The organism is Streptomyces sp. KR55, from assembly GCF_052245645.1.
Taxonomy (GTDB): Bacteria; Actinomycetota; Actinomycetes; order Streptomycetales; family Streptomycetaceae; genus Streptomyces; species Streptomyces flavusporus.
The window spans coordinates 1-10015 of the sequence record NZ_JBQQCE010000365.1 but is presented as its reverse complement, the minus strand read 5'-3'; the positions used below and the strand labels follow the sequence as shown (position 1 = coordinate 10015).

At 70.0% G+C, this 10015-nt stretch carries 13 protein-coding genes and 1 pseudogene; 6 read left to right on the top strand and 8 right to left on the bottom strand.

The annotated features are described in order from the left end of the window. The first annotated feature begins 230 nt into the window (after positions 1–230). Positions 231–920, top strand: a complete 690-nt coding sequence (locus ACTWQJ_RS37665; protein WP_443310940.1) for a DUF899 family protein — start codon at positions 231–233, stop codon at positions 918–920. A gap of 76 nt (positions 921–996) precedes the next feature. Here ACTWQJ_RS37665 and ACTWQJ_RS37660 read toward each other — a convergent pair whose 3' ends face one another. Genes ACTWQJ_RS37660 through ACTWQJ_RS37650 form a run of 3 tightly spaced genes read right to left on the bottom strand, consistent with a single transcriptional unit; the run spans position 997 to position 2021 of the window. Further along, positions 997–1137 carry a hypothetical protein gene (locus tag ACTWQJ_RS37660; protein WP_443310939.1) on the bottom strand — a complete coding sequence of 47 codons (141 nt, stop codon included), beginning with the start codon at positions 1135–1137 and terminating at the stop codon, positions 997–999. Between the two features lie 33 nt (positions 1138–1170). Beyond that, positions 1171–1401 (bottom strand): hypothetical protein, encoded by a 231-nt coding sequence (locus ACTWQJ_RS37655; RefSeq protein ID WP_443310938.1) that lies wholly within the window; start codon positions 1399–1401, stop codon positions 1171–1173. A gap of 35 nt (positions 1402–1436) precedes the next feature. Then, positions 1437–2021 (bottom strand): helix-turn-helix domain-containing protein, encoded by a 585-nt coding sequence (locus tag ACTWQJ_RS37650; protein ID WP_443310937.1) that lies wholly within the window; start codon positions 2019–2021, stop codon positions 1437–1439. Positions 2022–2138: 117 nt separating this feature from the next. Between ACTWQJ_RS37650 and ACTWQJ_RS37645 the strand changes: the two genes are divergently transcribed. Both ACTWQJ_RS37645 and ACTWQJ_RS37640 read left to right on the top strand, forming a co-directional pair. Next, positions 2139–2975, top strand: coding sequence for an EamA family transporter (locus ACTWQJ_RS37645; RefSeq protein ID WP_443310936.1), 837 nt, complete (start codon positions 2139–2141; stop codon positions 2973–2975). A 167-nt stretch (positions 2976–3142) separates the two neighbouring features. Then, positions 3143–3856 carry a B3/B4 domain-containing protein gene (locus ACTWQJ_RS37640; protein WP_443310935.1) on the top strand — a complete coding sequence of 238 codons (714 nt, stop codon included), beginning with the start codon at positions 3143–3145 and terminating at the stop codon, positions 3854–3856. On the opposite strand, the pseudogene ACTWQJ_RS37635 reads toward ACTWQJ_RS37640, so the two are convergent. After that, a pseudogene (locus ACTWQJ_RS37635) lies at positions 3846–4280 on the bottom strand (pyridoxamine 5'-phosphate oxidase family protein); the annotation flags it as partial. The gene ACTWQJ_RS37640 and the pseudogene ACTWQJ_RS37635 sit on opposite strands and share 11 nt — an antisense overlap. 35 nt (positions 4281–4315) lie before the next feature. On the opposite strand from ACTWQJ_RS37635, the gene ACTWQJ_RS37630 reads away from it, so the two are divergent. Continuing rightward, positions 4316–4951, top strand: coding sequence for an STAS domain-containing protein (locus tag ACTWQJ_RS37630; RefSeq protein WP_443310934.1), 636 nt, complete (start codon positions 4316–4318; stop codon positions 4949–4951). After that, the gene (gene ppk2 / locus ACTWQJ_RS37625) at positions 4873–5676 is read left to right on the top strand and encodes a polyphosphate kinase 2 (protein WP_443310933.1); all 804 of its coding nucleotides are present in this window, start codon (positions 4873–4875) and stop codon (positions 5674–5676) included. Before ACTWQJ_RS37630 ends, ppk2 begins: the two co-directional genes overlap by 79 nt. 73 nt (positions 5677–5749) lie before the next feature. Here the strand turns inward: ppk2 and ACTWQJ_RS37620 are convergent, their stop codons facing one another. From ACTWQJ_RS37620 to ACTWQJ_RS37610, 3 genes are read right to left on the bottom strand one after another with little or no spacing between them, the layout of a single operon-like run. Next, positions 5750–6430: a 3-oxoacid CoA-transferase subunit B gene (locus ACTWQJ_RS37620; protein ID WP_443310932.1), complete on the bottom strand. Its 681-nt coding sequence runs from the start codon at positions 6428–6430 to the stop codon at positions 5750–5752. Further along, positions 6427–7098, bottom strand: coding sequence for a 3-oxoacid CoA-transferase subunit A (locus ACTWQJ_RS37615; protein WP_443310931.1), 672 nt, complete (start codon positions 7096–7098; stop codon positions 6427–6429). Before ACTWQJ_RS37615 ends, ACTWQJ_RS37620 begins: the two co-directional genes overlap by 4 nt. Beyond that, positions 7095–8285 (bottom strand): thiolase family protein, encoded by a 1191-nt coding sequence (locus ACTWQJ_RS37610; RefSeq protein ID WP_443310930.1) that lies wholly within the window; start codon positions 8283–8285, stop codon positions 7095–7097. The genes ACTWQJ_RS37615 and ACTWQJ_RS37610 overlap by 4 nt, the downstream gene beginning before the upstream one ends. A gap of 83 nt (positions 8286–8368) precedes the next feature. Between ACTWQJ_RS37610 and ACTWQJ_RS37605 the strand changes: the two genes are divergently transcribed. After that, positions 8369–9253 carry a LysR substrate-binding domain-containing protein gene (locus ACTWQJ_RS37605; RefSeq protein WP_443310929.1) on the top strand — a complete coding sequence of 295 codons (885 nt, stop codon included), beginning with the start codon at positions 8369–8371 and terminating at the stop codon, positions 9251–9253. A gap of 393 nt (positions 9254–9646) precedes the next feature. Here the strand turns inward: ACTWQJ_RS37605 and ACTWQJ_RS37600 are convergent, their stop codons facing one another. Further along, a complete protein-coding gene (locus ACTWQJ_RS37600) occupies positions 9647–9877 on the bottom strand; it encodes a hypothetical protein (RefSeq protein WP_443310928.1) in 231 nt (76 codons plus the stop codon). Positions 9878–10015 lie beyond the last annotated feature (138 nt).

The window sequence follows — 10015 nt, the reverse complement described above, 5'->3', positions numbered from 1 at the left end:
CTGGGCTTCCGGTGCCCGCCGCGCCTGTGGCATCGGCTTCCCGGGTCTGCATCACCGCTCCTTCGCACAGCTTTCGTCCGTTCCGTCAACCCTGCGCCGCCGTCCCTCCTGGGGAGGGGTGGCCGGCCCCACGCTGCGGGCCACAGGGCCTCATTCGGCGGCCAGGACGGAGCGGCCGCCCTAGACTTGGAAGACTGCCACGGGGGAAATGGCCACCCCAGGAGGACGCGATGTTGCGGCACACCAGACTGGCCGGGGAATCCGAGAACTACCTCACCGCCCGCGAGGAGCTGCGCCTGGCCGAGATCGAGCTCATGCGCCACCAGGAGAAGGTGGCCGCCCAGCGACGGGCCCTCCCGCCGGGGCCGGCCGTCGACGACTACGTCTTCCTCGAAGGCCCCACCGACCTCGACGCCGGCGACACGCCGGTCCGCGAGGTCACCCTGAGCGGACTGTTCACCGCCCCGGACCGCTCGCTGATCGTCTACCACCTCATGTACGGCAAGAAGCAGACCGAACCCTGCCCGATGTGCACCCTGTGGACCGACGGCTTCAACGGCATCGCCCACCACATCGCCCGCAACGCGGACTTCGTCATCGCCGCGGCCGCCGACCCGCCCTCCCTGCGGCAGCACGCCCGCAACCGGGGCTGGCACCGACTGCGTCTGCTGAGCTGCGGCGACAGCACGTTCAAGTACGACATGGGCAGCGAGGACAAGGACGGCGAACAGGACTCCACCGTCTCGGTGTTCACGCGTGACGGCGACGGCACGGTCCGCCACTTCTACTCCGCGCACCCTCGCATGGCCGACGACATCGATGAGCGGGGCATCGACCTGCTGGCCCCCGTCTGGCACCTACTCGACCTGACACCACAGGGCCGCGGTGACTGGTACCCGAGCATCGACTACGGGGGGTAGTTCCTCCCCTGGGCGGCAGCAGAGGGCAGCGCGTTCCGTCCGCGGGGGCACCAGCTTTCCTCGTCATGGCCGCTGGTCAAGTGGCGGGCAGGGCCGTGGCCGGCAGGACGACGCCGAGGGAGCCGACGAGGGAGACGACCGCCAGGGCGCGGGCCAGGTCGGTGCGGCCCTTGGCGTGGGCGATGCCGTGGCCGGCCGCAGCGAGCATCACCGCCACGAAGAGGGCGAGTTTGGTTGCGAGGGTTCGACCCTAGCCGGGTTCGGCGAGGGAGGCCCAGGTGACTCCCCTGTGCCAGGTCATGGCCCAGCCGGTGGCCAGCTGCACGGGCAGGAACACCGCACCGGTCAGCAGCCCGAACCGGCGGCCGGCCGCGGCGGTGAAGCAGTCCTTGGCCTCCGGGGCGAGCAGATGGCGGGCCAGTGGCAGGATCACCAGGGAGAGGGCCGGTTGGCCGCCGACCCACAGGGCGGCACCGGACACATGACGGGCCCAGGGCGTCTCACGGAAAGCACTGGTCAGGTGGCAGAGGCGGGGCCGGGCGGCAGGTGGACGGTCATGATCAGGTGGCAGGTCGTGGTGCCGGTGCCGCGGTAGGTGTGGGGGGCGTCGCCGTCGAAGGTGGCGGTCTGTCCGGCTTCGACCGGGTGCTCGGTGCCGTCGACGATCAGCGTCATCTGTCCGGCGGTGACGCTGACGGTTTCGACGACGCCGGCCTGGTGGGGGTGGCTGGGGTACTCCTCGCCAGGTTCCAGTTTCCAGCGCCAGACCTCGGTCGGGGCCGGGCCTGAGGTCGTCAGCATGAGCCGGGCTTCGCTGCCCTGCTCTCCGGTCCACAGCGGCATCACGGAGTCGGCGGACACGACGCGGACGCGCCCTTCGGTCCGCCCTTCCATCAGGGCGGAGACCGAGATGCCGAGGGTGTCGGCCAGCCGGACCAGGGTGGCGAAGTTCGGGTTGCCCTGCGCCTTCTCCAGTGCGACCAGGGCGCCCTTGCTGACTTTGGCGCGCCGGCCGAGTTCGTCCAGGGACAGGCCGGCACGGTTGCGGGCTGCCCTGACGTTGTGCGCGAGCGTCCGCAGGGCTGCCTCGGTCTCGGCCATCCGATCACCCTTCTCGTAAGTGGACCACTTCAATGCACCGTCCGGTCGTTTGGTTGACTACCCCCGGTCGGTCCGTTGTACGGTTTGGTCGTTCCATTGAATAGTAAGGGATACACCGTGATCGCTCTGCTGCTGGCCCTGGGCAGTTCCCTGGCCTACGGATGCGCCGACTTCCTCGGCGGCCTCGGCGCCCGCAAGGCGCATGTGCTGCGCACCGTGATGATCGCCGCCCCGGCCTCTCTCGCGGTCGAGCTGCTGCTGTGGCCGTTCCTCGGCGCCTCGTTCAGTGCCGAGACCCTGGGGTGGGGCGCCGCGTCCGGTGTCGCGTCGGCCGCCGCGTTCGCCCTGCTCTACCGCACCCTGGCCATCGGTCCGATGAACGTGCTCTCACCGGTGACCGCGCTGGTGTCCGCCGTGCTGCCGGTCGGCGTGGGCCTGCTGCAGGGCGAGCACCTCGGCCTGACCGGACTGGTGGGCCTGCCGCTCGCGCTGATGGCGGTGGTACTGGTCAGCGCCGGACACGGCGCCGGAAGCGCACGTCCCTCGCGCATCGCGATGCTGCTGGCCTTCGGCTCCGGCGCCGCGATCGCCCTCCAGCTGATCTTCCTGCACCAGGCCCCGTCCGACAGCGGCATCGGCCCGCTGATCATCGGCCGGGCCGTCTCCTCCGCCGTCACCCTGACCGCAGCCGGACTGCTGCACCGCAGACTCGGCCCCGAACGGCCCGCCTACGCGATGTCAGCCACCGCCGGTGTGCTGGACTCGGTGGCGAACCTGCTGTTCCTGCTCGCCGCCCGCAGCGGCGACCTCGCCGTGGTCGCCGTCATCACCGCCCTCTACCCGGCCGGCACCGTCCTGCTCGCCCGCAGCGTGCTCGCCGAACGCATCCACCGCGGCCAGCTCGTCGGCCTCGGCACCGCCGCCGTCGCCGTCAGCCTCCTCGCCCTCACCTGACCCCGGCCCGCCGCCACCCGCCGCAGCACCGACCGCGCAAGGAACAGCATGCGCCGACAGCTTCGCCGCCCGGATCGCATCGGCCCCTGGAAGCCCTGACCCGTCCACTGCACGCAATCCACCGCACGCAATCCACCCGCACGCACCAAGGAACGGAGCCCCCGCCCATGACCGCCCTCCGTATCGCCCCCGCCGTCGCCGACGCCTTCCCCGACACCCTCATCGCCCTGGTCACCGCCACCGGCCTGCGCGGCCGCGAACCCTGGCCCGAGACCACCGCCGCCCTGGAGGACCTGGAGCAGCAACTCGCCGACGGCACCTGGCAGCCCGCCGACGAGACCGATCCCCGGATCGAGGCGTGGCACACCGCCTACCGGTCCTTCGGCACCAACCCCCGCCGCATCCGCCCCAGTGTCGACGCGCTCGGCCGCCGCTTCGCGAAGAAAGGAACGCTGCCGCGCATCAACCCGGCCGTCGACTCCTACAACGCCGTCTCCGTCCGGAACGGACTGCCCGCCGGCGCCTTCGACCTGGACCACGTCACCGGCGACGTCGACATCCGCCATGCGGACGGCAGCGAGGAGTTCACCCCGCTCGGTGAACCCGACACGACCGAGAACCCCAAGCCCGGCGAGATCATCTACGCGGACACCACCGGCGTCCTGACCCGCCACTGGAACCACCGCGACGCCCACCGCACCCGCGTCACCGAAGACTCCACGCACGTCGCCTTCGTCCTCGAAACCCTCCACGCCACCCGCGACGGCCACCACATCAAGACGGCAGCGGATGAACTGCAGGGTCTGCTCGTCCCGCACGCCGAGAAGACCACCGTGCACTTCCTCAGCCCCGCACACCCCCACGCCACGTTCAGGCGGTGAGGTCCACCCCGTACAGCGTGCGTCCGCCGACGAGCTCACGCCCGGTGACCAGTTCGGGCTCGATGCGGACGAAGACCTCCTGCGGCGAGGGCACCCAGGAGACCGGGCCGGTGCGGGCCGGGCGTTGGCGCTCGGCGGGGTCGGTCACCACCGTGGCCGGGCCCGTGACGACAACGCTCCAGCCGGAGTGCCGGGCCGCGTCGACGTCGTCGGTCTCGAAGGCGACCACGGCGCCGTCGATCGCGCGGACCAGTTCCGAGGTTGCGGAGGTGCGCAGCAGGACCGCGCCCTCGTCGCCCAGGCTGAAGTTCACCGGCAGCACGGCGGGCAGGGCCCGGCGCGTGCAGACGATGCGGCCGACGGGCACCTTGGCCATCAGCCGCAGGCACTCCTGCCGCTCGAGTTCGCGGAAACCGTCATCGGGGGTACATCGGCCGGCCCGTCCGGAGTGTTCCGGTGATGCTCGGGCCGGTCGGCCACTCCGCCGCCCCTCCGGACGGGCCGGCAGGACCAGGCCGTCAGGGCCGATCGGCCCTACCCGTGCCTCACGTTGCCCTGTGGTCTCAGACCATGTCCGGGAACGACCCCAGGTCCGCGCCTCACCACACGGAACGCACCGTCGGTGCAACCACCGTCGTGGAACTGCGCGGCGAGATCGACATCTTCACTGCGCCGCCCCTCGCGGCCCGGCTGGAGACGCTCACCGCCGACCAGCACCCCGATCTGGTCCTGGACCTGCGCTCCATGGCCTTCATCGACCGCACCGGTCTCGGAGTCCTGTGCCGGGCACGGAACCGAGTCGAGGCCCGGGACGGCCGGTTGCGGCTGGTAACCGACAGCGTGCGCTCCGGCGGATCCTTCACATCGTCGGCCTCTCAGGAGCCTTCGAGCTGCACCCCACCCTGCGTGCGGCCCTGGCCCGTACGCCACAGGCCGTCGCCGCACCTGCCCTCGCGGGTTGATAACAGTGACTACGTTGAAGTCATCGACGTAGGCCATCGGGCGATGGAGGCGGCATGGCCGGCAAGAAGGCGGAGAAGGTGCCGCGCAAGGCATACGAACAGGAACTGCTGCGCCTGCAGACGGAGTTGGTGAAACTACAGGAGTGGGTGCGCGCCCAGGGCGCCCGGCTGGTCGTGATCTTCGAGGGCAGGGACGCGGCCGGCAAGGGCGGCACCATCAAGCGGGTCGCCGAACATCTCAACCCGCGTGTCGCGCGCATCGCGGCGCTGCCCAAGCCGACCGAGCGCGAGCGCAGCCAGTGGTACTTCCAGCGCTACGTCGAGCATCTGCCGGCCGCCGGGGAGATCGTGCTGTTCGACCGGTCCTGGTACAACCGGGCCGGCGTCGAGCACGTGATGGGCTTCTGCACGAAGGAGGAGCACCAGCTCTTCCTTCGGCAATGCCCGATCTTCGAGCGGATGCTGGTGGAGGACGGGATCCTGCTGCGCAAGTACTGGTTCTCGGTGAGCGACACCGAGCAGCAGGAGCGCTTCCGGCGCCGGCTGGAGGATCCCCTGCGGCGCTGGAAGCTGTCCGCGATGGACCTGGAGTCGATCACCCGCTGGGAGGCGTACTCCCGGGCCAAGGACGAGATGATGGTGCACACCGACATCGCCGAGGCGCCCTGGCACGTCGTCGAGAGCGACGACAAGCGCCGGGCCCGGCTGAACATGATCGCCCACCTGCTGGACTCCGTGCCGTACCACGAGGTGCCGCCGCCGGTGCTGGAGCTGCCGGAGCGGCCTGCGTCGACCGGCTACGAGCGCCCGCCGCGCGATCTGCAGACCTACGTCCCCGATCACGCGGCGAGCATCTGACCGAGTGCTTCCGTCGCACTCATGCCCTGAGCCATGGAACGCCGCCCATGCGCCGCAGCCGGGCGAGGGACGGTCAGCTGCCGTCCGGCAGCGACAGGGGGACGTCGAGGCGCTGCGCGAGGTCGTCGTACGTGATGCCGAAGGTCTCGAGCACGGTCACGCCCGGGGGACCGACGCGGAACGTCGCGAACTCGGTGTAGACGGTGTCGACGCACCCGAGTCCGGTGAGCGGGTAGGTGCACCGAGGCACCAGCTTCGGTGTGCCGTCCTTGGCGAAGAGCGTCATCATCACGAACACCCTCTTGGCGCCGATGGCGAGGTCCATCGCGCCTCCGACGGCCGGGATGGCGTCGGCCGCGCCGGTGTGCCAGTTGGCCAGGTCGCCGACCGCGGACACCTGGAAGGCGCCGAGTACGCAGACGTCGAGATGTCCGCCGCGCATCATCGCGAAGGAGTCGGCGTGGTGGAAGTAGGCGGCCCCGGGGAGTTCGGTGACCGGGATCTTCCCCGCGTTGGTGAGATCGGGGTCGACCTGCCCCTCCTGGGCTGCCGGGCCCATGTTGAGCATGCCGTTCTCGGTGTGCAGCACCACGCCCGACCCCGCAGGCAGGTGGTCGGCGACCAGGGTCGGCTGGCCGATGCCCAGGTTGACGTAGGAACCGTGCGGGATGTCGCGCGCCACCCGGGCGGCCATCTCGTGCTTGGTCAGCGGCCCCCGGCCGAGGTTCTCCACGAAAGCGTTCGTCGGGTTCATGCGGCCGGCACCACCTGTACGACGCGGTCGACGTAGATGCCCGGCGTGACGACGGCCTCCGGATCGAGGTCACCGGTCTCGACGATCTCGCGCACCTGTGCCACGACCGTGGTCGCGGCGGTGGCCATGACCGGCCCGAAGTTGCGGGCGGTCTTGCGGTAGACGAGGTTGCCCATCCGGTCGGCCCGGTGGGCGCCGATCAGCGCGACGTCGCCCTTGATGGGGTACTCCAGGAGGTAGGTACGGCCCGCTATCTCGCGGGTCTCCTTGCCTTCGGCGAGCGGCGTGCCGACGCCTGTGGGCGAGTAGAACGCGCCGATGCCGGCCCCGGCCGCGCGCAGCCGCTCGGCGAGGGTGCCCTGCGGAACCACTTCCAACTCGATCCGTCCCTCGCGGTAGAGCCGGTCGAAGACCCACGAGTCGGACTGGCGGGGGAAGGAGCACACGATCCTGCGCACCCGTCCCTTGGCCAGCAGCGCCGCCAGCCCCGTGTCGCCGTTGCCGGCGTTGTTCGACACCACGGTCAGATCGGTCGCGCCCTGCCGGATGAGCGCGTCGATCAGTTCGACCGGCATGCCGGCCATGCCGAACCCGCCGACCAGCACGGTCGATCCGTCCTCGATCCCGGCGACGGCGTCATCGGGATGCGCGTACAGCTGAACGCTCATGCCGCACTCTCCAGGACCACGGCCAGCGCCTGCCCGACACCGATGCAGATCGCGGCGACACCCCACCGCTCCCCCGACGCACGCAGTCGCGCGGCCAGCGTGCCGAGGATGCGGCCGCCGGAGGCGCCGAGCGGGTGGCCGATCGCGATCGCACCGCCCTTCGTGTTCACGATCGCCGGATCGATCTTCCAGGCATCCACGCAGGCCAGCGACTGCACGGCGAAGGCCTCGTTGAGTTCGACCGCCGACACGTCCGACCAGGAGATCCCCGCCCGGCTCAGTGCACGCTCGGCCGCCTCGACCGGCGCGAACCCGAACATCTGCGGCTCCAGCGCCGACACCCCGCGGCCGGCGATCCGCGCCAGCGGCGCGTGGCCGATGTGCGAGGCCGCGTCCTCGGAACCGATCAGCACGGCGGACGCACCGTCGTTCAGCGGAGAGGCGTTCCCGGCCGTGATGACGCCGTCGGGGCGGAACGACGGTTTGAGGCCTGCCAGCTTCTGCGGCGTGGATCCGGACCGGATCCCCTCGTCACGAGCGAGCCGGACCTCGCCGTCCACCACGACCGGCACGACGAGCTCGTCGTAGAACCCGGAGTTCCAGGCGTCGTCCGCGAGGTTGTGCGAGCGGGCGGCGAACTCGTCCTGCCGTTCCCGGGGGATGGCGAACCTCTCGGCCAGCTGCTCGTTCGCCTCCCCCAGCGAGACCGTCCACTCCTTCGGCATACGATCGTTGACCAGCCGCCACCCCAGGGTGGTCGACACGGCGGTCACATGGCCGGCGGGGAAAGCGCGTGACGGCTTGGGCAGCACCCAAGGGGCGCGAGTCATCGACTCCACACCACCGGTGAGGACGATGTCGGCGTCGCCGGTCTCGACGGCACGCGAGCCGATGATCGCCGCGTCGAGGGAGGAGCCGCAGAGCCGGTTGACGGTCGTGGCCGGCACCGAGGTCGGCAGCCCCGCCAGGAGGACGGCCATCCGGCCGACGTTGCGGTTGTCCTCGCCCGCGCCGTTGGCGTTGCCCCAGATCACGTCTGAGATCAGGGCAGGGTCGAGTGACGGAGTCTTGGCCAGGACTCCTGAGACAGCGATGGCGGCGAGGTCATCGGGCCGGACGTCGGCGAGGGCACCGCCGAACCGTCCGAAGGGCGTTCGCACTGCGGCGTAAACGAAGCTGGCAACCATGGGACTCAACGTAGATTCCGGGACTGATCTCGTCCAATGCCCAGTTCTGCTCAATTAATCAGTGAGCCAGATAAAATGCGGTCATGGAGCTCCGGCATGTCCGTTACTTCCTCGCACGCGCCGAGGAACGCCACTTCAGCCGCGCCGCCGAGCGCCTGCACGTAGTGCAGTCGGCCCTCTCCCAACAGATCAAGCAGTTGGAGAAGGAGCTCGGGACGACGCTGTTCACGCGGTCGACCAGGCGCGTCGAACTCACCGAGGCCGGCCGGCACCTGGTCACGTACGCGCGGTCGATCCTGGCCGAGGTGGAACGAGCGGAAGATCAGATGTCCCTGCTCGCCACCGGCCAGGCCGGCCGCGTGTCCATCGGGTTCGTCGGAACCGCCACGTATGACGTCCTGCCGCGGATCGCCCGTACGGTACGGGCGCAGCTCCCGGACATCGCGCTGGAACTGCACGGTGAGCTGCTGAACCCCGAACTCGTCGAAGGCCTGCTCGACGGCACCTACGACCTCGCGCTGCTGCGGACCGACGCTCCGGTGGGCGCCGACTTCGAGGTCACCGCGCTCCGGTCCGAACGACTGGTTGCCGTCCTGCCCACCGGCCATCCGCTGGCCGGCCGCCGCACGGTCCCCCTGGCGGCGCTCGCCGGCGAGCCGTTCGTCGTCCACCCGTCCCGGAGCCGTTCCTCCATGCACGACCGGGTTCTCGCCGCGTGCGCTCGCGCCGGGTTCGAGCCCTCACCGCTGATCGAGGTCGGCGAGACCTCGACCCTGGTCGTCTTCGTCGCGGCCGGACACGGTGTCGCCCTGGTCCCGGAGTCGGTCCAGAGCCTCCGCCTCGACGGTGTCACCTACGCCCCGCTCACCGAAACCGAAACCGTCCAACTGGGACTCGCACGCCGAGCAGGCCAGAACTCACCGGCCACAGAACGGGTCGCGGCAGTGGTCGAGCAGTGCATGCGATGACCTTGCCCGAACCCGGTTCACCTCATGTGCGCCCACACACTCAGCGTGCTCCCGACCAGGCCGACAGGAAGACCCGACGCGCAGCCCGTCCCGCCACTACGCGTAAACCGCCACTCCCCGCCGCTACGAGATCGTGCCGATGAGCGGCATGCTCAACCTCGAAGCCCGAATGCGACCCACGCGAAAAAGGGCCCTCACAGGCTCTCGCCTGCGAAGACCCTTCGCATCGTCGGGACGACAGGATTTGAACCTGCGACCCCTTGCCCCCCAGTAGCTGAGGTCAAGGTCAGGGCGTCCACACAGTCCAGGGAGTCCGGCAAACGTCCAGGTCAGCGGCCTGGGAAGGGAGACGGTGTGAGACGGTCTGTGAGAAATGTGTGAGACGCCGGAGTGCTACGTCGTGGTCGCCGATGAGGTAGGCGCGAGCTGCGGGTAGGTGAAGCCGATCTCGGCGAACAGTTCCGCACTGGTCAGGACTTCGAGCCCGCGCTCGCGAGATCGCTTGGCCAATCGGTGCTCGTTGGTGACCAACGCGCACTGTTCGAAGCGTGCTGTCGACGCGATGAGTGCGTCCCGTGTGTGTTTGATGTTCTTGGATCGCTTCAACTCGAAGTCGTCGCTCACCCGGCAGAAGTTATTGAGCCGGAACGGTTGAGTTGCCTGCTCGTTGGCCGGGTGTGATCGGGGTTGAGGACGCGCGTCGGCTGACGCCTGCCGCGCGGGAGGTGGTGCGGCTGCGGGTGGTGGCCGCACTGGAATCGG

What these genes read in the sequence shown, in the direction of transcription:
- ACTWQJ_RS37665 (WP_443310940.1), top strand. Translation starts at nt 231, where the DNA reads ATGTTGCGGCACACCAGACTGGCCGGGGAATCCGAGAACTACCTCACC.
- ACTWQJ_RS37650 (WP_443310937.1), bottom strand. Translation starts at nt 2,021, where the DNA reads ATGGCCGAGACCGAGGCAGCCCTGCGGACGCTCGCGCACAACGTCAGG.
- ACTWQJ_RS37640 (WP_443310935.1), top strand. Translation starts at nt 3,143, where the DNA reads ATGACCGCCCTCCGTATCGCCCCCGCCGTCGCCGACGCCTTCCCCGAC.
- ACTWQJ_RS37630 (WP_443310934.1), top strand. Translation starts at nt 4,316, where the DNA reads ATGCTCGGGCCGGTCGGCCACTCCGCCGCCCCTCCGGACGGGCCGGCA.
- ppk2 (WP_443310933.1), top strand. Translation starts at nt 4,873, where the DNA reads ATGGCCGGCAAGAAGGCGGAGAAGGTGCCGCGCAAGGCATACGAACAG.
- ACTWQJ_RS37620 (WP_443310932.1), bottom strand. Translation starts at nt 6,430, where the DNA reads ATGAACCCGACGAACGCTTTCGTGGAGAACCTCGGCCGGGGGCCGCTG.
- ACTWQJ_RS37615 (WP_443310931.1), bottom strand. Translation starts at nt 7,098, where the DNA reads ATGAGCGTTCAGCTGTACGCGCATCCCGATGACGCCGTCGCCGGGATC.
- ACTWQJ_RS37610 (WP_443310930.1), bottom strand. Translation starts at nt 8,285, where the DNA reads ATGGTTGCCAGCTTCGTTTACGCCGCAGTGCGAACGCCCTTCGGACGG.
- ACTWQJ_RS37605 (WP_443310929.1), top strand. Translation starts at nt 8,369, where the DNA reads ATGGAGCTCCGGCATGTCCGTTACTTCCTCGCACGCGCCGAGGAACGC.